The following is a 23,158-nucleotide window of genomic DNA, read 5'->3' on the forward strand; positions in this document are numbered from 1 at the left end:
GCTCAGGCGGGCGCGCCCAGCAGCACCCGGTTCATCCGCTGCACGAACGCCGCCGGGTCATCCAGCTGCGCGCCGGCGGTGATCTCGGCCTGCTCGAGCAGCAGGTTGGCGAGGTCGGCGGCCTTGCCGTCGTCGGCCTCGGCTCCCAGGCGGGCGAGCAGCGCGTGTCCGGGATTCACCTCGAGCGTCGGCTTGCTCTCCGGAACGTCCTGTCCCGCCTCGCGCAGCAGGCGCGCGAAATGCGGAGCCACCTCGTGATCCGACAGCACCAGGCATGAGGGCGAATCGGTGAGGCGCGCGGACACCTTCACGTCGGCCACGCGCTCGCCCAGCAGCGCCTTGATGCGCGCAACCAGCGGACCGGCGGCCTTGCCGGCTTCCTCCTGCTGCTTCCTGGCGGCGTCGTCCAGCGGCAGTTCGCCCTTGGCGACGCTCTGCAGCGTCTTTCCGGCGTATTCGCGCAGGTAGCCGAGCATCCATTCGTCGATGCGGTCGGACATCAGCAGCACTTCGATGTCGCGTGCGTTGAATGCCTCCAGCTGCGGGCTGCCCGCGGCGGCGGCGTGGCTGTCTGCGGTGACGTACCAGATGGTGTCCTGGCCCGCGGCCATGCGCCCGACGTAGTCGTCCAGCGCCACGCTGCGCGCCGCGCCTTCGCCGCGGGTCGAGGCGAAGCGCAGCAGTTTCGCGATGCGCTCGCGGTTTTCATGGTCTTCGGCGATGCCTTCCTTGAGCGTGTTGCCGAAGGCCTTGATGAAGGTCTCGAACTTCGCCGCGTCGGTGCGCGCCAGGCCTTCGATCAGGTCGAGCACGCGCTTCACGCAGCTGGCGCGGATGCGCTCGAACTGGCGGTTGTGCTGCAGCAGCTCGCGGCTGACATTGAGCGGCAGGTCGTCGGCGTCGACCACGCCGCGCACGAAGCGCAGGTAGTTCGGCAGCAGCTCTTCGGCGGCGTCCATCACGAACACGCGCTTGATGTAGAGCTTCAGCCCCTTGCGTTCGTCGCGGCCGCCCATCATCAGGTCGAACGGCGGCTGCGCGGGCAGGTAGAGCAGGGTGGTGAAGCTCTGGTTGCCCTCGACGCGGTTGTGGCTCCACGCCAGCGCGTCGTTGAAGTCGTGGCCGAGCGACTTGTAGAAGCCCTGGTAGTCCTCATCGCTGATTTCCGCCTTGGGCTTGGTCCACAGCGCGGACGCGGAGTTGACGGTCTCCCACGTGGCTTCGGCTGTCTCGGCGTCGTCGCCGGTCTTGTCCGCCGGCATGCGGATCGGGAAGGCGACGTGGTCGGAGTAGCGCTGGATCAGCGAGCGGATGCGCCAGCTGTCGAGGAACTCGTCCTCGCCGTCCTTCAGGTGCAGCACCACGCGCGTGCCACGCGCCGGCAGTTCCACGGTATCGAGCGTGTACTCGCCCTGGCCGGTGCTTTCCCACTTCACGCCTTCGCCCGCATCCGCGCCGGCGCGGCGGGTCAGCACGGTGACGCGGTCGGCGACCACGAACGCCGAGTAGAAGCCCACGCCGAACTGGCCGATCAGGCGCGCGTCGGCCTTCTGCTCGGCGGCCATCGCCGCCAGGAACCGGCGCGTGCCGGAGCTGGCGATGGTGCCGATATTGGCGACCACCTCGTCGCGGCCCATGCCGATGCCGTTGTCGGCGATGGTGATGGTGCGCGCCGCGCGGTCAACGCTCACCTCGATGCGCAGCTCGCCGTCGCCGGCGGCAAGGTCCGGGTCGGCGATCGCCTCGAAGCGCAGCTTGTCGCAGGCATCCGACGCGTTGGAGACCAGCTCGCGCAGGAACACTTCCTTGTGCGAGTACAGCGAGTGGGTCACCAGGTGCAGGACCTGGGCGACTTCGGCTTCGAACGGGCGGGTTTCGGTGGTATCGGTCATGGCGGTCCGTGCTGCATGTGGAGACAGCCCCGGGAGATGGGCTTGGTCGCGCAAAACCCAAGCCCCGCGCCGCGCGCCGGCGTTGCGCTCAGTCGAGGCCGTCGTCGCCGTGCCCGCCGTCGTCGGCGGCGGCTTCCGGGTCGTCGAACAGCCGGGCGTAGTCGGCCACCGCGGCGCGCATGTCGGCCACCGGCGCGGCACTGGCCGGGTCGGCGCGCAGGGCCTGCGTGCCCGCCATCAGCCGCGCCAGGATGCCGTGCAGGGCAACGTCGGGCTCCGCGTCCAGCTTGCAGTTGGCGAACATGTATTCGATCGCGTCATCGATGTCGCCGGCCAGCACGAGCACGTTGGATTCGCCCAGGTGCCCCATTTCGTGATGCGCGAGACCGGTCATCGCTTCGCGCACGCGTGCCATCCCTTCGATCAGCGGCGCGTCCGGGGTCCATTGCACGTGGCCGGCGGGGACGTCGGTGGCTGCGTCGGCCGCATGGGCATCGTGCGCGGCGGGGCGGCCCTGCGTGGCATGCGCCGCATGGCCATCGTGGCGGTCCTGCGCCGCGGCGGCGGCGGGAGTCAGGGCCAGGCCCAGGGCGAGGGCCAACGTGGCGGCGGCAAGGACGTGTCTCATGGCTGGCTCCGGTGGAGAAAGATCGCACACGGATGTTAGGCGCTATGGAGCGCGTGCCCCTGATCGGGGTCAAGCGCGCAGCAGTCAGCCTGCCGACCGCCATGTCCCTATTCATAAATCGCCGTCCGTGCTACAATGCGCACCGCAAGTCGTTGTAAACATTGAATTTATGGAGGAAACAATCAAAAACTACCTGAAGCAAACGCTCCTGTCCCTGATCCCCGCCGGCCACCGTCGCAGCCGGTCCATGCGTGCCCGCACCGCGCAGGCCGCCAGCCGCATCACCCGCATCCAGACGGGCATGCCGCCGCCGCATTCCACGCCGGTCCACGGCACGCTGGCGCGCCGTCGCGACCCGCACCACGGCTACGGCCGCAGCCACTACCTGCCAGGACCGCTGCGCGATGCACGCGTCGCCCGGCAGATGTTCCGGATCACCTGACCCCCCGGCCCTTGTGACCTGGGCCATTGCCCGGGCTCGGCGCGGCGGCGTAGTGTGGCCGGTCGTCCCCACGAGCCGTCGAATGTCCCGCGAAGCCGCCGCCAAGGCCAGTCCGTTCCGGAGCCTGCTCCGCACCAAGTCCATCGAGCAGTCCATCGCCGACGCCGCCGAACCCGGCCGCCAGCTCAAGCGCTCGCTGACCGCCTGGGACCTGATGATCCTCGGCGCGGCGGTGGCGGTGGGCGCCGGCATCTTCTCGGTCGGCGCGCGCGCAGCGGGTGATTTCGCCGGCCCGGCGGTGATGCTGTCGTTCGTGCTGGCGGCGGTGACCTGCGGCCTGGCGATCATGTGCTACGCCGAGTTCGCCTCCACCATCCCGGTGGCGGGCAGCGCCTACACCTACACCTACGCCACGCTCGGCGAGTTCCTGGCGTGGATCATCGGCTGGGACCTCATCCTGGAGCTGCTCACCGCGGGTGCGGTGATCGCCAAGTACTGGGGCATCTACCTCGGCATGGTGTTCGAGCTGTTCGAGATACACATCCCGACCACGGTCAGCCTGTTCGGGCTGTCGATGGACTGGGGCCCGCTGGTGATCGTGGGCGTGTTCACCGCGCTGCTGATCCAGGGCACCAAGATGTCGGCGCGGGTCAACAACGTGTTCACCCTGATCAAGATCGGCATCGTGCTGTTCGTGATCGTGGTCGGCCTGAGCTACCTGAAGCTCGAGAATTTCACCCCGTTCGTTCCGCCGTCCGCGCCCACCGGCGGCGGTGCGGCGGATGTCTGGTCGCAGTCGCTGTTCTCGTGGGCCACGGGCGCCGTGCCGGCGAAGTACGGCATTCCCGGCGTGCTGTCGGGCGCGGCGCTGGTGTTCTTCGCCTTCATCGGCTTCGACGTGGTGGCCACCTCCGCCGAGGAGGTCAAGAACCCGCAGCGCACGCTGCCGCTGGGCATCTTCGGCGGCCTGGCGCTGGTCACCGTGCTGTACCTGCTGGTGGCGCTGGCCCTGACCGGGATGGTGCCGTACACGGTGCTGGCCGAGGCCGAGAACCCGTCGCTGGCGACGGCCTTCGTCGCGGTCGGCGCGGGATGGGCGGCACAGGTGATCTCGGTCGGCATCCTGATCGGCCTGACCACCGTGATCATGGTGTTGCTGATGGGCCTGTCGCGCGTGCTGCTGGCCATGAGCCGCGACGGCCTGCTGCCGCGCTGGCTGAGCGTGACCTCCGAGACGCACCGCACGCCGGTGCGGCTGCAGTTGATCTGCGGCGCGGCGGTCGCCCTGCTGGCCGGCTTCACCCAGGTCGAGATCCTCGAGGAGATGATCAACATCGGCACGCTGTCGGCGTTCGTGCTGGTCAGCATCGCGGTGGTGGTGCTGCGGCGCACGCGCCCGGACCTGCCGCGCGCGTTCCGGGTGCCGTTCTCGCCGGTGCTGCCGATCGTCTCGGCGGTGCTGTGCTTCTACCTGATGCTCAACCTCACCACGCTCACCTGGGTGCGCTTCGTGGTGTGGCTGCTGGTCGGCACGGCGGTGTACTTCGCCTATGGCCGCCGGCACTCGCGCGTCGGGCTGCGCGCGCGCGGCGAGCTGCCGGTCGACGAGGCGCGCTGAGCGGCGGCATGCCGCCGCCCGCGGACCGGCACGGACCGATGCGACTTTCCGGCATCCACGTCTATCCGCTGAAGTCGGCGGCGGGGATCGAACTCGCGGACGCGGTGGTCGAGCGTCGCGGCCTGCGCCACGACCGGCGCTGGATGGCCGTCGACGCCGCCGGCAAGTGCGTCACCGGTCGCGAACTCCCGCGTCTGACCCTGGTGCGCGCAACGCCCGCGGCCGATGGCCTGGTGTTGGAAGCCCCCGGCATGCCGCGGCTGCATGCGGCGATGCCGGTCGACGCCGCCACGCTCGCGGTGGATGTGTGGGACAGCAGGCTGCGCGCGCCGCTGCTCGGCGCGGAGGCCGAAGCCTGGCTGTCGACGTTCCTCGGCACGCCGCTGCGCCTGGTGCACATGGATGCCGCTGCGACGCGCGCCGTGACCTCGTCGCGGGCCATGTCGGGCGACGTGGTGAGCTTCGCCGATGCCTTTCCGGTGCTGCTGCTGTCGCAGGCATCGCTGGACGGCCTCAACGCACGCCTGGCGTCGCCGGTGTCGATGCAGCGCTTCCGTCCCAACCTGGTGGTCGATGGCGTGCCCGCGCACGCTGAGGACGGCTGGGCGCGGATCCGCATCGGCGAGGTGGAGTTCGACGTGGCGGAGCCCTGCGTGCGTTGCGTGTTCACCACGGTCGACCCGCTGCGTGGCGAGCGTGACCCCGGCGGCGAGCCGCTGCGCACGCTGATCGGCTACCGGCGTACGCCGGACGGCGTGGCCTTCGGGCAGCTGCTGTTGCCGCGCTCGGCGGGGACGGTGCGCCGCGGCGACCGCGTCGACGTGCTGCGCTGACCAGGGCCCGCGGCCGGCTCCGTACGCGCGACGCGTGTTGTTTCAGCGGCCGAGGCGGTTGATCTCCGCGTTCTCCAGGACCGGCGGCGGTTCCGGATCGCGCAGCACGGCCAGCATCGCGCGCCCGACGCGTCGGGTATCCGTCACCAGGCCGGGCAGGACACGCATGCCGAGGCCCATCAACGGGCCAAGGACCGGGTACACGGCGGCCAGCGCGGCATGTGGCGAGTGTTCGCCGCCGACTGGCTGGATGCCGCCGGTGCGCAGCATCACGGTGCGGATCGGCAACGCGGCCAGCGCCTGTTCGGCCTCGCCCTTGACGCGCAACTGCATGACCCGGCTACGCGGATCGCTGCCAAGGCCGGAGATGTACACGAAGGTCATGCCCGGGTTGCGTTCGGCCAGGGTGCGCGCGACGTTGAGGGTGAGGTCGACGGTGACCCGGCGGTATTCGGCCTCCGGCGTGCCCAGTGGTGGCGCGCCGGCGCAGTACAGGCAGCCGTCGAAGGGCTGCAATCGCGCGGCCACGGCATCGAGGTCGGCGAAGTCGGGCGCCAGGATGTCCTCCACCCTGGCATCGGTGACGCCGCAGGCGCGGCGGCCGAGTGCCGCGACATGGGTCACGTCATCGGCGGCCAGGCATTCGCGCAGCACGCCCTGGCCGACGAGGCCGGTGGCGCCGGTAATCAGGATGCGCATGCGGGTTCCCGGATTGGGCGTCCCCGCACCATCCCGCCGATCGGCGCGTGCGTCAACGCCGGCTGCACATCGCCGGCTAACGGGAGTTCGCCCGATTCGCGGTTGCCGGGCGGGCCGGATGTCTCCGTCAACTGCGGCGCGTGACGCTAGGATGACTCTTGAAGGATTCCGCAAGCGGGAGTCACGACAAGAAGGACAGAGGCGATGAGTCAGTCGAACGTCTGGTGGAGAACGATCCTGGCGGTCTGCCTTGCGGCAACACTCGCTGGGATCTGCTCGACGGCAACGCCTGCCCTGAAACGTGTCAAGGCATCAGAGCTGGGTGCCGAGCAGCGTAAAGACCTGGAGACGTTGATCGAGGATCAGGTTCGCGAGCGCCTTGAACTGGAATCCAGTGCACGGATGCTCAATGGCTTGCGCCTGGACCGGTCGGAAAACACGGTGATCGTGGATCTGTCCGCTGCGTTCCTGCCGACGGGCGTGAACCATGTCACGGCCGCACTTGAAGATCGCCTGCATGTCATCGCGACGGGCGTTCTTTGGCTCGTGGAGAACGATCTGGGATTGTCCTTGACGGGCGTCCACTTCACGTTCGATGGGAAGCCTCTCTCCTGGTATTACCCGGACGATTATCCTGACGAGACAGCGCCTTCGGAGCATGGCACAGGGCTCGGACCGCCGGACGGCGCAACTACAACGCGCTGACCCGGAACTTCCGTCCCTTGATCTTGCCCTCGCGCAGCCGCGCCAGCGCGTTGGCGGCCTGAGCGCGGGCAATGGCCACGTAGGACCGCGTGGCCAGCACGTCGATCTTGCCGATCGCGGCCACCGCCAGCCCGGCATCGCCGGTCAGCGCGCCGACGATGTCGCCCGGGCGCAGCTTGTCGGTCTTGCCGGCATCGATGCGCAGGGTGGCCATCGCGGCGCGCGGCACGCCCTTCGGCTTGCCGGTCACCGGCTGCGCGCGGTCACGCGGCAGGGTGCGGAACTGGTGGTCCTCGATCGCGTTCATGCGCGGCACCTCGCGCGGCGTGCAGATGGTGATGGCGATGCCGCCACGCCCGGCGCGGCCTGTGCGGCCGATGCGGTGCAGGTAGGTGTCGGGATCCGACGGCACGTCGTAGTTCACCACCGCGGCGAGGTCCTCGATGTCGAGGCCGCGCGCGGCGACATCGCTCGCCACCAGCACGTTGCAGCTGCGGTTGGCGAAGCGCATCAGGGTCTCGGCGCGGTCGCGCTGCTCCATGTCGCCGTGCAGCGCCAGCGCGTCGAAGCCGTAGTGGGCGAGCGATGCCGCCACTTCGTCCACGTCGCGGCGCATGTTGCAGAACACCACGCAGGATTCGGGGCGGTGCTCCAGCAGCAGCGCCGCCAGCAGCGGCGCCTTGCGCTCGGGGTCGGCCTCCACCACCACCTGGTTGATCGCCGGCGCGTCGGCGGCGCCGCGGATGCTGACTTCCGCCGGGTTGCGCAGCGTGGCCTTGGCCAGGGTGCGGATGGCCTCCGGGAACGTGGCCGAGAACAGCAGGCGCTGGCTGCCGGCGGGAATGCGGCGCGCGATGTCGCGGATCTGGTCCTCGAAGCCCATGTCGAGCATGCGGTCGGCCTCGTCCAGCACGAAGCCGAGCACGCCGCCAAGCTGCAGCGCGTCGCCGCGCAGCAGCTCCTGGATGCGGCCGGGCGTGCCCACCACCACGTGTGGTGCATGCGCGAGCGAGGCCAGCTGCGGCGCCAGCGGAATGCCGCCGCACAGCACCGACACCTTCACGTTGGGCACGCCCAGCGCGAGCCTGCGCAGCTGGCCGCCGACCTGCTCGGCCAGTTCGCGCGTGGGGCACAGCACCAGCGCCTGCGTGCGCACCGCGGTCGGGTCGAGCCGCTGCAGCAGGCCGAGCCCGAACGCCGCGGTCTTGCCGCTGCCGGTCGGGGCCTGGGCAATGACGTCGCGGCCCTCGAGGATCGGCGGCAGCGACTGCGCCTGCACCGGCGTCATCGCGGTGTAGCCGAGTGCCTCCACCCCGAGCAGCAGGGCGGGCGGGAGGGAAAGGGTGGAGAAAGCGAGGGATGTGTCCATGCCGCCATGATCGCAGCATTCGGTCTTTGGCCCGTGGACAATCTTGTGCAACATCCGCCTGGTGGGCCCGGGGCCCGCAGGAACGGTACATTCCCGCGGAGACCATTGGAGAGGACTTCGACCATGAAACGGATTGCGCTGAATTTCCTTGCTGTCGTGTTCTTCGCCTGGTCGGGTCCGGCGTCAGCAACGCCTCCCGCGGGGCTCGACGAAGCCCTGTCCAGGGCCGGGATGCTCGAAGAAGGGGATCCGCGCGAGGTCATCGCGGTGCTGGCGCCGTACGCCGGCACTGACCACCCCGACGTCGCGTTCCAACTCGCAATGGCACACATGCGGCTGGCGATCGAAGGCGTGGAGCCCGCGGATATCGCGACTGCAGCCATCCAGCCCGCGCTGGAACACGCGCAGCGTGCCGCCGCGCTCGGTAGTCCGCATGTCTGGAGCCTGCTGTGGATGATCCACGCCAACGGCTGGGGCGTTCCGGCCGACGATGAGGTCGCGATCGGCTATCTCGTGCGTGGCGTCGACGCGGGCGAAACCGGCGCCCAGCTCAATTATTCACTGCGGCTGTACTACGGCACGGACGGCGTGGCCCGCGATGTCGATCGCGCCTGCGCACTCTTCAGGCAGCTCGCCCGTGACCAGCAGGCGCGGCCGCACATCTCGCATGCAATGGGCGTCGCGACCACGCTGGGCGAGTGCGGTGAGCCAGCGGACATGGCCCGTGGCATCGCGATGATCCAGGAAGCGGCCGATATCGGCGAGCCCGCGGCCGAATACGACATGGGACGCGCGCATGAATATGGCTGGGCCGGCCCGATCGACATGGGCGCGGCGCTGGACTGGTACCAGAAGGCCGCTGCACAGGGCGAGGCCCGCGCGCAGTGGCGCATAGGCATCGCCTGGGTGCGCGGCGAGGAGCGCGCGCAGGATGGCGCACAGGCCGTGCTCTGGTTTGCACAGTCGGCCGCGTCGGGCTGGCCCGATGGCATGGTCTCGCTGGCGGTGATGTACGCCACGGGCGACGGCGTGGCGCAGGATTCCGCCAGGGCGGCGACGCTCTATCGGCAGGCCGCCGATCTCGGCAACGCGCATGCCCTGCGCAGCCTTGCCGGCATGCATGTGAACGGCGAGGGCATGCCGGTCGATCCCGTTCGTGCGCGCGAGCTCTACCGGGAGGCGATCGAGATGGGGGCCCAGGAGGTGCCGGCGCTCCGCAATCTGATCGAGTCGGAGCTGCGACGGCTGGACGCCAGCCCTCCCGCCGACAGTCGCGGTTCCAGCGACGGCTGAGGCGGCCAGGCCACGTCGCATGGAGTGAGACAGCCCTCCCGCAGATTGGCGGCCCCCGCCATGCAGGAGCCCGCCCTGAACGCCATCCCCAAGCCCGCGCAGGCGCTGGTCGCCCCGGGCGCCGGCGGTACGCTCGCCGCGCGCCTCGCCGAGAAGTATCCCGCGCGCGTCACCGGCAGCCTGCTGCTGCCGGGCCAGGACGGCCGCTACGCGCCGCTGCCCGACGACCTGCCCGAGCCGCTGGTGCGCGCTCTGCATGCGCGCGGCATCGACCGGCTGTACAGCCACCAGGCGCAGGCCTGGACGGAAACGCAGGCCGGCCGCCACGTGGTGGTGGCCACGCCCACGGCGTCGGGCAAATCGCTCTGCTACACGCTGCCGGTGGTCGCCAGTGCGCTCAAGGCGCGTGGCAAGGCGCTGTACCTGTTTCCCACCAAGGCGCTGGCGCAGGACCAGGTGGCCGAACTGCTGGAGCTCAATGCCGCCGGCGGCCTCGGCCTGCGCGCGGCGACCTTCGACGGCGACACGCCGGGCGATGCGCGCCAGGCGATCCGCCTCAGCGGCGACATCGTGGTCAGCAACCCGGACATGCTCCACCAGGGCATCCTGCCGCACCACACCAAGTGGGCGCAGTTCTTCGAGAACCTGCGCTACGTGGTGATCGACGAGATCCACACCTACCGCGGCGTGTTCGGCAGCCACGTCGCCAACGTCATCCGCAGGCTCAAGCGCGTGTGCGCCTTCTACGGCGTCAGCCCGCAGTTCATCCTGTGCTCGGCGACCATCGGCAACGCCGGCGCACACGGGCGTGCGCTGATCGAGGCCGCGGAAGAGGACATCGCGCTGGTCGACGACAGCGGCGCGCCGCGCGGCGACAAGCACGTGCTGCTGTGGAATCCGCCGATGGTCAACGTCGACCTCGGCATCCGCGCTTCGGCCCGCTCGCAGTCCAACCGCATCGCGCGCCTGGCGATCCGCGCCGGGCTGAAGACGCTGGTGTTCTGCCAGTCGCGGCTGATGGTCGAGGTACTCACCAAGTACCTGAAGGAAGTCTTCGACCACGACCCGCGCAAGCCCAAGCGCATCCGCGGCTATCGCGGCGGCTACCTGCCCACCGAGCGCCGCGAGGTCGAGCGCGACATGCGTGCCGGGCGCATCGACGGCATCGTCAGCACCTCGGCGCTGGAGCTCGGCGTCGACATCGGCAGCCTCGACGTTGTGGTGCTCAACGGCTATCCCGGCAGCATCTCCGCCACGTGGCAGCGCTTCGGCCGCGCCGGGCGCCGCCAGCAGCCGTCTGTGGGCGTGCTGGTGGCGGGCTCCGACGCGCTCGACCAGTACGTGGTGCGCCACCCGGAGTTCTTCGCCGACGCCAACCCCGAGCACGCGCGCATCGAGGCCGACCAGCCGGTGATCCTGCTCGACCACATCCGCTGCGCCGCGTTCGAGCTGCCGTTCCACGACGGCGACGGCTTCGGTCCGGTCGATCCGGCGGCGTGGCTGGAGGTGCTGGCCGAAAGCGGCGTACTGCACCGCGAGGGCGAGCGCTGGGAATGGATCGCCGACAGCTACCCGGCGCAGGCGGTCAACCTGCGCTCGGTGGCCGACGGCAACTTCGTGGTCGTCGACCGCACCGACGGCCGCCAGGTGATCGTGGCCGAGGTCGACTATTCCGCCGCCGCGCTCACCCTGTACGAGGGCGCGATCCACATGATCCAGTCGGAGCCGTTCCAGGTGGAGAAACTCGACTGGGAGGGGCGCAAGGCGTTCGTCACCCGCACCCGCGTCGACTACTACACCGACGCCATCGACTACACCAAGCTCAAGGTGCTCGATGACGCCGAGCAGAGCACGGCCGGGCAGGGCTCGGCGCACCTGGGCGAGGTGCACGTGGTGCGGCGCGTGTCCGGCTACAAGAAAATCCGCTTCCACACCCACGAGAACATCGGCTACGGGCCGGTGAACCTGCCCGACCAGGAGCTGCACACCAGCGCGGTGTGGTGGCAACTGCCGCAGGCGACGCTGGAGGACGCGTTCGCCATGCGCCACGAGGCGCTGGATGGGTTCCTGGGCGCGGCCTACGCACTGCACCTGGTGGCGCAGGTCGCGGTGATGGCCGAGAGCCGCGACCTGCTGAAGTCGGTGGGCAGCGGCGATGGCGCGTGGTTCGCCACCGCCGACAGCCGCGGCCGCGGCCAGCTGCGCAGCGGGGATGGCACGCCCGACACGGCCATCGAGCTGCTGGGCCGCTTCACGCCCACGATCTACCTGTACGACAACTACCCCGGCGGCGTGGGGCTGTCGTCGCCGCTGTTCGAGCGCCACGCGGCGCTGCTCGCGCAGGCACGCACGTTGGTGGCAGGTTGCGACTGTGGCGCCGGTTGCCCGGCCTGCGTGGGCCCGATCCTCGCAGCCGACGAGACCGCGAGCCTCGCGCCGCGCGCGCTGGCGCTGCGCGTGCTCGACCTGCTCGCCGGGGCGGAATGAGCGCGCTTGCGGTGAAGCTTGCGCGGCTGCGCGGGGAAGCGGGTGGAGAGCCGGCAAACCCTGTCGCGGTTCGCGCTGCTGGCAGCGTGCTACGCACGACGGTTGAACGGGCACGCGACAACGCGGTCGCGCCGCGCGCCGCGGACACGCGCCAGGCCACCATCAACCAGCTGCGCACCCTGCTGAAGATCCGCACGCCCGCGCCCGCGATGCTGCCGCGCGCGACCGACCGCGGCCTGCCCGGCGACGAGATCGCGCCGGGCCTGCGTTACCTGGAACAGTGGACGCCATGGTCGCCAGGCGAAGACGTGCTGCCGCTGCACGGCATGGGCCAAGGGGCGATCGCACGCGGACACCTGCTCGCCTTCGACACCGAGACCACGGGACTTGCCGGTGGCACGGGGACGCGCGCGTTCATGATCGGTGCCGCGGACTGGCGCGACGGCGGGCTGCGCATCCGCCAGCTGTGCATCACCACGCTGGGTGCGGAGGCGGCGATGCTGCGCACGTTCGCCGGCTGGCTGGCGCCGGAGACGGTGCTGGTCAGCTACAACGGCAAGAGCTACGACCGTCCGCTGCTGTCCACGCGCTATCGCCTGGCGCGGCTGGCCGATCCCGTGCTCGGTCGCGGACACGTCGACCTGCTGCATCCGGTGCGTCGCCGCTACCGTGGTGTGTGGGCGAACTGCAGGCTCGCCACCATCGAGCGCGAACTGCTGGGCGTGGTGCGCGAGGACGATCTGCCCGGCTCGGAAGCGCCGGCGGCGTGGCTGTCGTACCTGCGCGGCGGCAGTGCCGCCAAGTTGCGCCGCGTCGGCCTGCACAACGCGCAGGACCTGCGCAGTCTGTGCAGCCTGCTGGAGGCGATGGCCGACGATGCGACGGTAGCGCGCGACCACCCGCCGACATGACGGACGCGGCCGCATTCGCATGCGTGCCGCGCCGTCGTATCACGCCCGGATCAGACAGCGCGGTCGGGGCGGTGGCCGCCCACGCTGCCGGCGCCACTGGCCGTGCCGCTGCCGGCAGCGCCGGGGGATGTGTCATGGCCGGGCGTCACGGTGCCCGGCGCGCCATAGACATGGCCCGTGGTGCTTCCGGCAGCCGAACCGCCGCCGCCGGCCGCGGCGGAGCCGGACGCCGACGCGCCCGTGGAGCCACCGTAGCTCGCGGACGAAGTGCCCGCGCCCGCGCTGGCGCCGCGCGCGCCGCTACTGCCATACGCATGCGATCCGCCTACCGGGTCCACTCCGGCCACGCGGATCGAATTCTCGATGTCGCGCACGCCGCTGCAGGATTCGGCGATGTCCTCGGCAAGATGCTTCATCGCGCGGTTGGGCACGGTGCCGGACAGGCGCACGGCGCCGCCGCTGACATCCACGTTGATGTCGGCGGCATTGATGTCGTCGCTGTCGCACAGGCCTTCGCACACGTCCTCGCGGATGCGCTCGTCGGTGCGCGTATAGCCGCGCGGCCCGATGCCGCGGAAACCGCTGCGCCGGCCCGCGGTGCCGCTCGATGCAGTCCCGGCATGCTCATCGCGGCCGTAGGTGCGCTCGTCGTCATCGGCCGGGCGGCCGGGCGTGACGTAGCGGCTGGAGCCGGACGGGCGGTTTGCCTCCTGCCTGCGGTTGTCGAACCAGTCGCGGGTCACGCCCACGAAGCGTGCGCCGAGCTGCGCCGCCTCGCGGGCGACGGCCTTGAATTCATTCTTGGCCTTGTTGTTGGCAGTCATGTCTGGAGTCTCCGGGGGTGGAATGGGGGCGGCGGCGCACGCTGGCGCACCGACAGGCGGAGTGTCCGCGCACCGGTGTTCAAGCAGCGTCATGCCGGCGACGCGCAGCGGTGCGCGTTCATACGCCGCTGTCACTTTCGCGGTGTTAAACCGCGTTCTCGACGCATCCCCCGGCGACACCCAAGGAGCACTCCGTGACCGATGCCCACAAGCTTGAAGAAAAATTCTGGAAGGCCCTCGAGAGCGACCGCACGCTCATGCTGGGGCTGGACGGCATGGAAGACGGCCACGCCCGTCCCATGACCGCGCAGGCCGAGAACCGCCGCGCGCCGCTGTGGTTCTTCACATCCAGCCACAACGCGCTGGTGCGCCAGCTCGGCGACGGTGGCGGCCGCGCGATCGCCGGCTTCGCCTCCAAGGGCCATGACCTGTTCGCCAGCATCCGCGGCACGCTGCGCGTCGACACCGACCGCGCCGTGGTCGATCGCCTCTGGAATCCCTTCGTCGCCGCCTGGTATGAAGGCAAGGACGACCCCGAGCTGCGCCTCCTGCGCCTGGACGCCGAGGACGCGGAAGTCTGGATCGACGCCTCCAGCATGCTGGCCGGCGTCAAGATGATGCTCGGCGTCGATCCCAAGAAGGACTACAAGGACAAGGTCGGCGAGATCGACCTGCGCTGAGCCGGCGCCGCGATGCCGGTCGGCGACCTGGTGGTCTCCACGCCGGAGGGGCTGTACTGCCCCGCCGGCGGGTTCCATATCGATCCGTCGCGCCCGGTGCCGCGCGCGGTGATCACGCATGGCCATGGCGATCATGCGCGCAGCGGCATGGGCACCTACCACGTGGCCGAGCAGGGCCTGCCGATCCTGCGCTGGCGGCTGGGTGACCAGGATTACCGCGTGCACGCACTGGGCGAGCGCGTGCGCATCGGCAACGCGCTGGTGTCGTTCCATCCCGCCGGCCACGTGCTCGGCTCCACCCAGGTGCGCATCGAAGTCGATGGCGAAACCTGGGTCGCTTCGGGCGACTACAAGCGCGACCAGGATCCGACCTGCCTGCCGTTCGAAGTGGTGCCGTGCGATGTGTTCATCACCGAGGCGACGTTCGGGCTGCCGATCTATCGCTGGACGCCGGCCGCCGACGTCGCCGCCGACATCGTCGCCTGGCGCGACGAGTGCGCGGCCAACGGCGAGGCCGCGATCCTGTACTGCTACGCACTCGGCAAGGCGCAGCGCGTGCTGGCCGAACTCGCCGCGCACACCGATCGCCCGGCCTTCGTGCACGGCGCGATCGATGCGGGCGTGCAGGTCTACCGCGAGGCCGGCGTGGCCATGCTCGACACCCGGCGCGTGGCCGACGAGGCGCGCGGCACGGCGTTCGCCGGCGAGCTGGTGCTGGCACCGCCGTCGGCAGCGGGCAGCCCGTGGATCCGACGCTTCAAGCGCGCGCAGCAGGGCTTCGCGTCGGGCTGGATGCGCATCCGCGGCAACCGCCGGCGGCGCAACTACGACCGCGGCTTCGTGGTATCCGACCACGCCGACTGGCCGGCACTGCTGCGCACCGCGCACGAGACCGGCGCGCGCCGGGTGATCGCCACCCACGGCGACACCGACGCGCTGGTGCGCGTGCTCAACGACCGCGGCATCCACACCGGCGTGTTCGCCACGGGCTACGGCGAGGACGACTGATGCGCCGCTTCGCCGCGCTCTACGAGCGGCTCGACCGCAGCACCGGCACCGGTGACAAGCGCCGCGCGCTGGCGGACTACTTCCGCGATGCGCCGCCGCGCGATGCCGCATGGGCGATCTGGCTGCTGGCCGGCGGCAAGATCGGCGGCGCGCGCGCGAAGATCGCCGCCACCGGCGAGCTGCGCGCGTGGATCGGCGAGGAGAGCGGAACGCCCGACTGGCTGGTCGAGGACTGCCACCACCAGGTCGGCGACCTGGCGGAAACGCTGGCGCTGCTGCTGGACGATCCGCCGGCGGGCGCGCAGGGCGGCGGCGACATCGCCCTGGCCGACTGGATCGAGCTGCGCCTCGCACCGATCGCCAACGACACACCGGAGGCGCGGCGCGAGGTGGTTGTGGATGCCTGGCGCAGCCTGTGTTTCGGCGAGCGCCTGGTGTTCAACAAGCTGCTCACCGGCGCGCTGCGCGTGGGCGTGTCGCAGGGGCTGGTGCAGCAGGCGCTGGCGGAGTTTTCCGGCGTCGACATCGCGCTCATCGCGCAGCGCATGCTCGGGCGCTGGGCGCCGTCGGCGGCGTTCCTCGAAGGCCTGCTGTCGCCGGACGCGCAGCCCGGTGATGCCGCGCTGCCGTATCCGTTTTTCCTCGCGTCGCCGCTGGAGGCCGAGGCCGGGTCGCTTGGCGTCATCGACGACTGGCTGCTGGAGTGGAAGTGGGACGGCATCCGCCTGCAGCTGATCCGCCGCGCCAGTGGGGTCGCGCTGTGGTCGCGCGGCGAGGAGCGCATGGACGGGCGCTTTCCCGAGATCGAGGCCGCGGCCGCCGCGCTGGGCCGCGACTGCGTGATCGACGGCGAACTGCTCGCCTGGCAGCCCGGCGGTGCCGAGCCGATGCCGTTCAGTGCGCTGCAGACCCGCATCCAGCGGCTCAAGCCGGGGCCGAAGTCGCTGGCCGCCGCGCCCGCGCGGGTGCTGGCGTACGACCTGCTGGAGCTGGAGGGCGAGGACCTGCGCGGGCGGCCGCTGGCGGAGCGTCGCGGGCTGCTCGCCGGGGTGCTGGCCGACGCCGATCCGGCGCGCCTCGCGCTGTCACCGCGCGTCGTGGCTGACGACTGGACGCATGCCGCCACGCTGCGCGGGGAAGCGCGCGACCGCGGCGTCGAAGGCCTGATGCTCAAGCGCGCCGATTCGCCCTACCGCCATGGCCGCAAGCGCGGCGACTGGTGGAAGTGGAAGATCGATCCGCTCGCCATCGACGCGGTGCTGATCTACGCCCAGTCCGGCCACGGCCGGCGCAGCACGCTGTTCACGGACTACACCTTCGGCCTGTGGGACGGCGACGCGCTGGTGCCGGTGGCCAAGGCGTACTCGGGCCTCGACGACGCCGAGATCCTGCGCCTCGACCGCTGGATCCGCGCGCACACGCTGGAGCGCTTCGGGCCGGTGCGCTCGGTGGAGGCGATGCACGTGTTCGAACTCGGCTTCGAGGGGGTGAACCGCTCGGCGCGGCACAAGTCGGGCATCGCGGTGCGCTTCCCGCGCATCCTGCGCTGGCGCGAGGACAAGCTGGCGCGCGAGGCCGACACCCTGGACAGCCTGCGGGCGCTGGCGCGATGACGGCGGACGCAGCGCGTTCGCCGCCGATGCGCGCGAAGACGCCTGCACGCAGCCGCGCCGACGCGCCGCTGTCGGCGTGGTTCGCCGCGCAGGGCTGGCGGCCGGCGGCGTTCCAGCGCGAGGCCTGGCGGCGTTACCTCGCCGGGGAATCCGGCCTGCTGGTCACGCCCACCGGCAGCGGCAAGACGCTGGCCGCGCTCGGCGGGCCGCTGCTCGAAGCGCTGCGCCTCGGCGACACCACCGCACCGAAGCGCGCGCGCCCCGGCGTGCCGGCCACGCCGCGCCTGCGCGTGCTGTGGATCACCCCGCTGCGCGCGCTGGCGGTGGACACGGTGCGCGCCGTGCGCGAACCGATCGCCGCGCTCGGCGTGCCGTGGACGGTGGCCATGCGCACCGGCGACGCCAGCGCGCGCGACAGGCGCCTGGCGCGCCAGGGCCTCGCCGACGTGCTGGTCACCACGCCGGAATCGTTCGCGCTCGCCCTGTCGTATCCCGATGCCGGCGCGCTGCTGGCCGGCGTGCGCGCGGTGGTGGTGGACGAGTGGCACGAACTGCTCGGCAACAAGCGCGGCGTGCTGCTGCAGCTGTGCCTGGCGCGGCTGCGCGCGCTGGCGCCCGCGGCGCGCACCTGGGGGCTGTCGGCCACGCTCGGCAACCTCGACGAAGCGCGCGACGTGCTGCTGCCGCATGCGCCGGGCGCCGCGATCCTGTCCGCGCCCAGGCCGAGGAAGATGACGCTGGAAACCCTGTTGCCGGCCGAGGGCGAGCGCTTCCCCTGGGCCGGCCACCTCGGCCTGTCGCAGCTGCAGCGCGTCGCCGCGGTGCTGCAGCGCGCGCGCAGCAGCCTGCTGTTCACCAACACGCGCTCGCAGGCCGAGCTCTGGCACCGCGCGCTGCAGGCGGTGTGGCTGGACGACCCGGCCACGCTCGCGCTGCACCACGGCTCGCTCGACGCCTCGCTGCGCGCCGCCGCCGAGGCCGGCCTGCGCGACGGCAGCGTGCGCTGCGTGGTGGCTACCTCCAGCCTCGACCTCGGCGTCGACTTCCCGGCCGTGGACCAGGTGCTGCAGGTCGGCAGCCCCAAGGGCATGGCGCGCCTGCTGCAGCGCGGCGGCCGCGCGCGGCACCGGCCGGGCGAGGCCGGGCACGTGGTGTGCGTGCCCACGCATGCGCTGGAGCTCGCCGAATATGCCGCCGCACGCGATGCGCTCGCCGGCGGCCGCATCGAAGCGCGCCCACCGCCACGGCTGTCGCTCGACGTGCTGGCGCAGCACTGCGTCACCCTGGCGCTGGGCGGCGGCTTCGATGCAGACGCGTTGCTGGCGGAAGTGCGTGGCACGCATGCATTCGCCGACCTGCCGGACGTGGCCTGGCAGGCGGTGCTCGATTTCGTCGTGCGCGGCGGCGGTGCGCTCGAGCACTACCCCGACTACCGCCGCGTGCTGCGCGACGCTGACGGCAGCTACCGCGTGCACGACCGCCGCGTCGCGTTCCGCCACCGCCTGTCCATCGGCACCATCACCAGCGATGGCAGCGTGCAGGTGCGCTACATGAAAGGCGGGCACCTGGGCGTGGTGGAAGAGGCGTTCGTGTCGCGCCTGCGGCCGCGCGACCGCTTCCAGTTCGCCGGCCGCACGCTGGAACTGGTGCAGCTGAAGGACATGACCGCCTACGTGCGCCTGGCCACGCGCAACGACGGCATGGTGCCGCGCTGGCAGGGTGGGCGCATGCCGCTGTCCAGCGAACTGGCCGCCGAGGTGGAAGCGACCCTGGCGCAGCCACCGGCGAGTCCGGAGATGCGCGCGTTGTCGCCGCTGCTGGCACTGCAGACACGTCTCTCTGCGCTGCCCACGCCCGACACGCTGCTGGTGGAAGCGGTGAAGACGCGGCAGGGCTGGCACCTGTTCGTGTTTCCGTTCGCCGGCCGCGCGGTGCACGAGGGCCTGGCGCCGCTGCTGGCGCTGCGCTGGTCACGCGAGGCACCCAACACCTTCGCCTGGGCGATGAACGACTACGGCCTGGTGCTGAGCGCGCAGGCCGAAGCCTGGCCGGACGCTGCGCTGCTCGCGCGCATGCTCTCGCCCGATGGCCTGCTCGAGGACCTGCACGCCAGCCTCAACATCGCCGAGCTGGCCCGCCGCCAGTTCCGCGACATCGCCCGCGTCGCCGGCCTGCTGCCGCCGTCACTGCCGGGCCGCGCGATCCGCTCGCTGCGCCAGCTGCAGGCGTCCAGCGGCCTGCTGTTCGACGTGCTGCGCCGCCACGACCCGGGCCACATGCTGCTGGCGCAGGCCGAACGCGAAGTGCTGGAGGCGCAGCTCGACGTGCGCCGCCTCGGCGACACCCTGCGCCGCTGTCGCGACCGCACGCTCGACCTGCGCACCCCGCGCAGCCTGACGCCGCTGGCGTTCCCGCTGTGGGCGGACGCCATGCGCGGCCAGCTCAGCAGCGAGGACTGGCGCACGCGCGTGCAGCGCGCCGCGGCACAGCTCGAGAAGCGCCATGCCCGACGTGCTTGAACTCGTCATCGCCGGCGAGCCGATGCGGCTGTACGCGGACCGCGCGCTGTACTGGCCGGCGCGCAGCCGCCTGCTGATCGCCGACCTGCACCTCGGCAAGGGCGACATCCTGCGCGCGGCCGGCATCGCCGTGCCCAGCGGCGGCACCGCGCACGACCTCGCGCGCATCGACGCGCTGCTGCAGCGCTCGGAGGCGCGCGAGCTGTGGATCCTCGGCGATTTCCTGCATGGGCGGCACCAGCCGCAGGTCGACGCCGCCTGGCGCGCGTTGCTTGCCGCGCACCCCGGCTGCGTGGCCGCGGTGGTGGCCGGCAACCACGACCGATCGCTGCTGGCAGATTCCGTGGGCGTGGTGCGCCTGCCCGACGACGTGCGCGATGGCCCGTTCCGGTTCCGCCACCATCCGCTCGACGTCCCCGGGCCCGCGGCCGGACATGTGCTGTGCGGGCACGTGCATCCCGTGGCGCGCCTGCCGGGTCTGCCGGGGCGCCATCCCGCGCTCGCGCTCGACGCGCACCAGTCGGTGCTGCCGGCGTTTTCCGCGTTCACCGGCGGCCAGCGGCTGGACGACGCGCGCCACTGGGTGGCATGCGCCGGTGGCGTGCTTGCCGTGAATGCGCCTTGACCCGCGCACCACGGCGCATCGCGTAGCGTCGCGCGTCACCACAGCGGAGCCACCACGCCATGACCGAACGTACGCAGCATCCCTGGACCGGCCTCGCAGGCTGGGCCGCCGTGACCTTCGCCACCGCGGCCATCGGCGGCGCGGCGTCGGTGCGCTCCGACGATTTCTACGCCCAGCTGGCGACGCCCACCTGGGCGCCACCGGCCTCGGTATTCGGCCCGGTGTGGACGCTGCTGTACATCCTGATGGCGCTGGCGGCGTGGATGGTCTGGCGGCGCGCGGGCTGGCAGGGCGCGCGCGTCGCGTTGACGCTGTACCTGGTGCAGCTGGTGCTCAACGCGTTGTGGACGTGGTGCTTCTTCGCCTGGCGCATGGGCGGGCTGGCGTTCGCCGACATCGTGCTGTTGTGGCTGGTGATCGCGGCCACCACCTGGCTGTTCTGGCGCGTGCGGCCGCTTGCCGGCATGTTGATGCTGCCGTATCTCGCATGGGTCACGTTCGCTGCGTTCCTCAACCATGCCGCGTGGCGCATGAATCCGCAGCTGCTCGGTTGATGCGTCAGGCGTCGCGCGGCAGTACCGTCAACACACGCGCGATGAACTGGTGGAATTCCTCCAGGTAGTCGCCCAGGAACTTCGCCGTGGATGCATCGGCGATCTCGCCGGCGTCGTTGATCATCCCGTCCTTGAACTGGATGTAGGCCTCCGGCGAGTTCATCTGCGGCGAGTTGAGAAAGCCGAGGATGCTGCGCAGGTGCTGCTGGCCCACGGCCGTGCCGATCGCACCTGGCGAGGTGCCGATCACGCCTGACGGAATGTTGGCGAAGGAGTTGGTGCCCCACGGGCGGCTGGCCCAGTCGATGGCGTTCTTGAGGCCGCCGGGAATGGAGCGGTTGTACTCCGGCGTCACGATCAGGATCGCGTCCGAGCTCTTGATCGCCTGCTTGAACTTGCGGCCGGCTTCAGGATAGTCGGCGTCATAGTCGTAGCTGTAGATCGGCAGGTCCCGGTAGGAGATCTCCGCGAACTTGAGCTGGGACGGGGCCAGCTTGAACAGCGCATTGGCGAACTTACGGTTGATCGAGTCCTTGGCGATGCTGCCGATCAGGTATCCCACGTTGTAGGTCTTCATCGTCTGCTCCGGGCAGTACGGATGGCCGCTTTGGCCACTGCTCTGCGCACATGCCGAGCCGCCATTTTTCGCGCCGTCGTGTAAGGGGCCGGTGATTGCCGGCCCCCGCGCCGTCGCTACCCGCCACGCAGCGGGGTCAGCTGCCTGCTGTCGCCGATGCGTTTCCGAATACAGCCAGCAGCAGCAGGACGTATGCGACCACCGCCAGCAGTGCATGCGCGAGCACAAGCCACGACGGCAACAGGAGCTGCTTCCACTTGTAGGCCAGGCTCAACACCGAGCCGCCACCCGCCGCCGCCAGGAACAGCAGCAAGGCGATGAGAGCCGAGGAAGGCACATCGCCCATCAGCGCGGCATAGGCCAGCAAGGTGATGCCTGCGGCAGCCAGCAATCCGTGCAACATCGCCAGCCACGCCGGCGGATTGCGTGTGCCGCCGAAGCGGATCGCGGCCATCGCCAGGCCGCCAAGAGCCGCCAAGGTGAACAAGCCGGCGGCGGCTTGCAGCATGCCCATCGTTTCGTCCGGATTCATTGCATTGCTCCTTTGCGGTGAATCCCGGGCGGCCTGGGAGCAGGCGCGCTTGCCGGGTTGCCTGCAGGTCAATCGCAAGGCGCCGGCTCTGGAGGCGAGCCGGGCCGGAGGCAGACTACAACTTCCGTCCGCGCGATTTCCTGGGCGAACCGGTCAACGCAGCGCGGCGATCACCGCATTGCTGAAGGCCGGGATGTCGTCGGGCTTGCGGCTGGTGATGATGTGGCCGTCGGTGACGACCTCCGCATCCTTCCAGCGTGCGCCGGCGTTTTCCAGATCGGTGCGCACCGACGGCCACGATGTGAGTTCGCGGCCCTTGGCCGCGCCGGACTCGGCAAGCAGCCAGGGGCCATGGCAGATCGCGGCAAGCGGCTTGCCGGCGGCGTCGAAGGCGCGCACGAAAGCCACCGCCGCCTTGTTGATGCGCAGCTTGTCCGGATTGATCACGCCACCGGGCAGGACCAGGGCGGCGTAGTCGTCCGGGGAGGCCTTGTCGAGCGTGACATCGACATCCACCGTGTCGCCCCAGTTCTTGTCCTTCCAGCCGCGGATCTCGCCGGATTCGGGAGCGACGATGTCGACGTCGAAACCGGCGGCCAACAGGCGATCGCGCGGACCGGTGAGTTCGGATTGCTCGAAGCCATTGGTGGCGAGGATGGCGATGCGCTTGGCCATGGGGGAGTCCTGGGGCGGGGGAGCCGGAAGTCTGCCTCCGCGGGGGTTTTGCCGTGGTGAATCCGGTCGGCTGCGGGCGCGTGTTCGCCGTATTCTTCCGTCATCTCCAATGTTCGGGCCGATGCATGAAACGCTTGAAGCCGGGCGCCGATGTGGGTGCAGCGTCGTCGCAAGCCTGTCCCTGCCGCCCGAGCGCCACATACGCGGCCTGCTGCCAGCCGATCCACGACGGCCGCGCGCCGGCCGCCACCGCCGAGGTCCTGATGCGATCGCGCTACAGCGCGTATGTGTTCGGCCTGCGCGACTACCTGCTGCACAGCTGGCATCCCGAGACGCGACCTGCGGAACTCGACCTTGATGACACACCCGGCCTGCGCTGGCTTGGGCTGGACGTGAAGCGCCACGTCGACAACGGCGACGGCACCGCGATCGTGGAGCTCGTGGCGCGTTACAAGGTGCACGGCAGGCCGGCGGTCCGCATGCACGAGGTCAGCCGCTTCGAGCGCGTCGATGGGCGCTGGGTGTATGTGGATGGCGAGGTGTCTGCATAGCGGGCTGCGCCCACCGCCTGGTTGCGGATGGTGACCGTTCGTCGTCATGTCATCATTTCGCTTGCGCGCGTGCACTGCCGCGAGTAAGGTGCGCTCCCGTTGCGTAGCCACGCAACCCGTTCC

22 protein-coding genes are annotated in these 23,158 nt (G+C 70.8%); 14 read left to right on the forward strand and 8 right to left on the reverse strand.

Features of this window, described 5'->3' with window-relative positions; all coding sequences use genetic code 11:
* Positions 1-2 precede the first annotated feature (2 nt).
* Together htpG and JGR64_RS03735 are read right to left on the reverse strand one after the other, a co-directional pair.
* Positions 3-1,892, reverse strand: coding sequence for a molecular chaperone HtpG (gene htpG / locus JGR64_RS03730; RefSeq protein WP_199375225.1), 1,890 nt, complete (start codon positions 1,890-1,892; stop codon positions 3-5).
* Positions 1,893-1,980: 88 nt separating this feature from the next.
* Complete coding sequence (locus JGR64_RS03735) at positions 1,981-2,520, reverse strand: DnrO protein (protein ID WP_199375226.1); 540 nt, start codon at positions 2,518-2,520, stop codon at positions 1,981-1,983.
* A 247-nt stretch (positions 2,521-2,767) separates the two neighbouring features.
* Between JGR64_RS03735 and JGR64_RS03740 the strand changes: the two genes are divergently transcribed.
* The 3 genes from JGR64_RS03740 to JGR64_RS03750 all read left to right on the forward strand — a co-directional run bounded on the left by JGR64_RS03740 (position 2,768) and on the right by JGR64_RS03750 (position 5,413).
* Positions 2,768-2,962, forward strand: a complete 195-nt coding sequence (locus tag JGR64_RS03740; protein WP_199375227.1) for a hypothetical protein — start codon at positions 2,768-2,770, stop codon at positions 2,960-2,962.
* A gap of 82 nt (positions 2,963-3,044) precedes the next feature.
* Positions 3,045-4,580, forward strand: a complete 1,536-nt coding sequence (locus tag JGR64_RS03745; RefSeq protein ID WP_199375228.1) for an amino acid permease — start codon at positions 3,045-3,047, stop codon at positions 4,578-4,580.
* Positions 4,581-4,618: 38 nt separating this feature from the next.
* Positions 4,619-5,413, forward strand: a complete 795-nt coding sequence (locus JGR64_RS03750) for an MOSC N-terminal beta barrel domain-containing protein (protein WP_199375229.1) — start codon at positions 4,619-4,621, stop codon at positions 5,411-5,413.
* Between the two features lie 42 nt (positions 5,414-5,455).
* Here the strand turns inward: JGR64_RS03750 and JGR64_RS03755 are convergent, their stop codons facing one another.
* Positions 5,456-6,112 (reverse strand): NAD-dependent epimerase/dehydratase family protein, encoded by a 657-nt coding sequence (locus JGR64_RS03755; RefSeq protein ID WP_199375230.1) that lies wholly within the window; start codon positions 6,110-6,112, stop codon positions 5,456-5,458.
* 204 nt (positions 6,113-6,316) lie between these two features.
* On the opposite strand from JGR64_RS03755, the gene JGR64_RS03760 reads away from it, so the two are divergent.
* Positions 6,317-6,817, forward strand: a complete 501-nt coding sequence (locus JGR64_RS03760; RefSeq protein ID WP_199375231.1) for a hypothetical protein — start codon at positions 6,317-6,319, stop codon at positions 6,815-6,817.
* On the opposite strand, the gene dbpA is transcribed toward JGR64_RS03760, so the two are convergent.
* Positions 6,804-8,186 (reverse strand): ATP-dependent RNA helicase DbpA, encoded by a 1,383-nt coding sequence (dbpA, locus tag JGR64_RS03765; RefSeq protein WP_199375232.1) that lies wholly within the window; start codon positions 8,184-8,186, stop codon positions 6,804-6,806. The two genes, JGR64_RS03760 and dbpA, sit on opposite strands and share 14 nt — an antisense overlap.
* Positions 8,187-8,309: 123 nt before the next feature.
* Between dbpA and JGR64_RS03770 the strand changes: the two genes are divergently transcribed.
* The 3 genes from JGR64_RS03770 to JGR64_RS03780 all read left to right on the forward strand — a co-directional run bounded on the left by JGR64_RS03770 (position 8,310) and on the right by JGR64_RS03780 (position 12,877).
* Positions 8,310-9,479: a tetratricopeptide repeat protein gene (locus tag JGR64_RS03770; protein ID WP_199375233.1), complete on the forward strand. Its 1,170-nt coding sequence runs from the start codon at positions 8,310-8,312 to the stop codon at positions 9,477-9,479.
* A gap of 60 nt (positions 9,480-9,539) precedes the next feature.
* On the forward strand, positions 9,540-11,966 hold the full coding sequence (locus tag JGR64_RS03775; RefSeq protein ID WP_199375234.1) for a DEAD/DEAH box helicase: 2,427 nt from the start codon (positions 9,540-9,542) through the stop codon (positions 11,964-11,966).
* An 86-nt stretch (positions 11,967-12,052) separates the two neighbouring features.
* Positions 12,053-12,877 carry a ribonuclease H-like domain-containing protein gene (locus JGR64_RS03780; protein WP_343225148.1) on the forward strand — a complete coding sequence of 275 codons (825 nt, stop codon included), beginning with the start codon at positions 12,053-12,055 and terminating at the stop codon, positions 12,875-12,877.
* Positions 12,878-12,927: 50 nt separating this feature from the next.
* Here the strand turns inward: JGR64_RS03780 and JGR64_RS03785 are convergent, their stop codons facing one another.
* A complete protein-coding gene (locus JGR64_RS03785; protein WP_199375236.1) occupies positions 12,928-13,701 on the reverse strand; it encodes a BON domain-containing protein in 774 nt (257 codons plus the stop codon).
* A gap of 194 nt (positions 13,702-13,895) precedes the next feature.
* Here JGR64_RS03785 and JGR64_RS03790 point away from each other — a divergent pair, with 194 nt between their 5' ends.
* Genes JGR64_RS03790 through JGR64_RS03815 form a run of 6 tightly spaced genes read left to right on the forward strand, consistent with a single transcriptional unit; the run spans position 13,896 to position 20,700 of the window.
* Complete coding sequence (locus JGR64_RS03790) at positions 13,896-14,381, forward strand: pyridoxamine 5'-phosphate oxidase family protein (protein ID WP_199375237.1); 486 nt, start codon at positions 13,896-13,898, stop codon at positions 14,379-14,381.
* A 12-nt stretch (positions 14,382-14,393) separates the two neighbouring features.
* On the forward strand, positions 14,394-15,389 hold the full coding sequence (locus JGR64_RS03795) for a ligase-associated DNA damage response exonuclease (RefSeq protein WP_199375238.1): 996 nt from the start codon (positions 14,394-14,396) through the stop codon (positions 15,387-15,389).
* Positions 15,389-17,002 carry an ATP-dependent DNA ligase gene (locus JGR64_RS03800; RefSeq protein ID WP_199375239.1) on the forward strand — a complete coding sequence of 538 codons (1,614 nt, stop codon included), beginning with the start codon at positions 15,389-15,391 and terminating at the stop codon, positions 17,000-17,002. Before JGR64_RS03795 ends, JGR64_RS03800 begins: the two co-directional genes overlap by 1 nt.
* Positions 17,003-17,028: 26 nt before the next feature.
* The gene (locus JGR64_RS03805) at positions 17,029-19,521 is read left to right on the forward strand and encodes a ligase-associated DNA damage response DEXH box helicase (protein WP_233348402.1); all 2,493 of its coding nucleotides are present in this window, start codon (positions 17,029-17,031) and stop codon (positions 19,519-19,521) included.
* Positions 19,505-20,146, forward strand: coding sequence for a ligase-associated DNA damage response endonuclease PdeM (pdeM, locus tag JGR64_RS03810; protein ID WP_199375241.1), 642 nt, complete (start codon positions 19,505-19,507; stop codon positions 20,144-20,146). Before JGR64_RS03805 ends, pdeM begins: the two co-directional genes overlap by 17 nt.
* Before the next feature lie 59 nt (positions 20,147-20,205).
* Positions 20,206-20,700 carry a TspO/MBR family protein gene (locus JGR64_RS03815; RefSeq protein ID WP_199375242.1) on the forward strand — a complete coding sequence of 165 codons (495 nt, stop codon included), beginning with the start codon at positions 20,206-20,208 and terminating at the stop codon, positions 20,698-20,700.
* A gap of 4 nt (positions 20,701-20,704) precedes the next feature.
* Here JGR64_RS03815 and JGR64_RS03820 read toward each other — a convergent pair whose 3' ends face one another.
* The 3 genes from JGR64_RS03820 to JGR64_RS03830 form a co-directional block, all read right to left on the reverse strand.
* The gene (locus tag JGR64_RS03820) at positions 20,705-21,277 is read right to left on the reverse strand and encodes an NADPH-dependent FMN reductase (RefSeq protein WP_199375243.1); all 573 of its coding nucleotides are present in this window, start codon (positions 21,275-21,277) and stop codon (positions 20,705-20,707) included.
* Between the two features lie 136 nt (positions 21,278-21,413).
* The gene (locus JGR64_RS03825; RefSeq protein ID WP_234446995.1) at positions 21,414-21,887 is read right to left on the reverse strand and encodes a hypothetical protein; all 474 of its coding nucleotides are present in this window, start codon (positions 21,885-21,887) and stop codon (positions 21,414-21,416) included.
* A 75-nt stretch (positions 21,888-21,962) separates the two neighbouring features.
* A complete protein-coding gene (locus JGR64_RS03830) occupies positions 21,963-22,484 on the reverse strand; it encodes a type 1 glutamine amidotransferase domain-containing protein (protein ID WP_199375245.1) in 522 nt (173 codons plus the stop codon).
* 125 nt (positions 22,485-22,609) lie between these two features.
* On the opposite strand from JGR64_RS03830, the gene JGR64_RS03835 reads away from it, so the two are divergent.
* Positions 22,610-23,035 (forward strand): YchJ family metal-binding protein, encoded by a 426-nt coding sequence (locus tag JGR64_RS03835; RefSeq protein WP_199375246.1) that lies wholly within the window; start codon positions 22,610-22,612, stop codon positions 23,033-23,035.
* Positions 23,036-23,158: the final 123 nt, after the last annotated feature.

The organism is Luteimonas sp. MC1572, from assembly GCF_016615815.1.
Lineage (GTDB): Bacteria > Pseudomonadota > Gammaproteobacteria > Xanthomonadales > Xanthomonadaceae > Luteimonas.

Excerpts from the sequence above, each read along its gene's own strand:
- htpG (WP_199375225.1), bottom strand. The coding sequence starts at position 1,892 with ATGACCGATACCACCGAAACCCGCCCGTTCGAAGCCGAAGTCGCCCAG.
- JGR64_RS03735 (WP_199375226.1), bottom strand. The coding sequence starts at position 2,520 with ATGAGACACGTCCTTGCCGCCGCCACGTTGGCCCTCGCCCTGGGCCTG.
- JGR64_RS03740 (WP_199375227.1), top strand. The coding sequence starts at position 2,768 with ATGCGTGCCCGCACCGCGCAGGCCGCCAGCCGCATCACCCGCATCCAG.
- JGR64_RS03745 (WP_199375228.1), top strand. The coding sequence starts at position 3,045 with ATGTCCCGCGAAGCCGCCGCCAAGGCCAGTCCGTTCCGGAGCCTGCTC.
- JGR64_RS03750 (WP_199375229.1), top strand. The coding sequence starts at position 4,619 with ATGCGACTTTCCGGCATCCACGTCTATCCGCTGAAGTCGGCGGCGGGG.
- JGR64_RS03755 (WP_199375230.1), bottom strand. The coding sequence starts at position 6,112 with ATGCGCATCCTGATTACCGGCGCCACCGGCCTCGTCGGCCAGGGCGTG.
- JGR64_RS03760 (WP_199375231.1), top strand. The coding sequence starts at position 6,317 with ATGAGTCAGTCGAACGTCTGGTGGAGAACGATCCTGGCGGTCTGCCTT.
- dbpA (WP_199375232.1), bottom strand. The coding sequence starts at position 8,186 with ATGGACACATCCCTCGCTTTCTCCACCCTTTCCCTCCCGCCCGCCCTG.
- JGR64_RS03770 (WP_199375233.1), top strand. The coding sequence starts at position 8,310 with ATGAAACGGATTGCGCTGAATTTCCTTGCTGTCGTGTTCTTCGCCTGG.
- JGR64_RS03775 (WP_199375234.1), top strand. The coding sequence starts at position 9,540 with ATGCAGGAGCCCGCCCTGAACGCCATCCCCAAGCCCGCGCAGGCGCTG.
- JGR64_RS03785 (WP_199375236.1), bottom strand. The coding sequence starts at position 13,701 with ATGACTGCCAACAACAAGGCCAAGAATGAATTCAAGGCCGTCGCCCGC.
- JGR64_RS03795 (WP_199375238.1), top strand. The coding sequence starts at position 14,394 with ATGCCGGTCGGCGACCTGGTGGTCTCCACGCCGGAGGGGCTGTACTGC.
- JGR64_RS03800 (WP_199375239.1), top strand. The coding sequence starts at position 15,389 with ATGCGCCGCTTCGCCGCGCTCTACGAGCGGCTCGACCGCAGCACCGGC.
- JGR64_RS03805 (WP_233348402.1), top strand. The coding sequence starts at position 17,029 with ATGCGCGCGAAGACGCCTGCACGCAGCCGCGCCGACGCGCCGCTGTCG.
- pdeM (WP_199375241.1), top strand. The coding sequence starts at position 19,505 with ATGCCCGACGTGCTTGAACTCGTCATCGCCGGCGAGCCGATGCGGCTG.
- JGR64_RS03815 (WP_199375242.1), top strand. The coding sequence starts at position 20,206 with ATGACCGAACGTACGCAGCATCCCTGGACCGGCCTCGCAGGCTGGGCC.
- JGR64_RS03820 (WP_199375243.1), bottom strand. The coding sequence starts at position 21,277 with ATGAAGACCTACAACGTGGGATACCTGATCGGCAGCATCGCCAAGGAC.
- JGR64_RS03830 (WP_199375245.1), bottom strand. The coding sequence starts at position 22,484 with ATGGCCAAGCGCATCGCCATCCTCGCCACCAATGGCTTCGAGCAATCC.
- JGR64_RS03835 (WP_199375246.1), top strand. The coding sequence starts at position 22,610 with ATGAAACGCTTGAAGCCGGGCGCCGATGTGGGTGCAGCGTCGTCGCAA.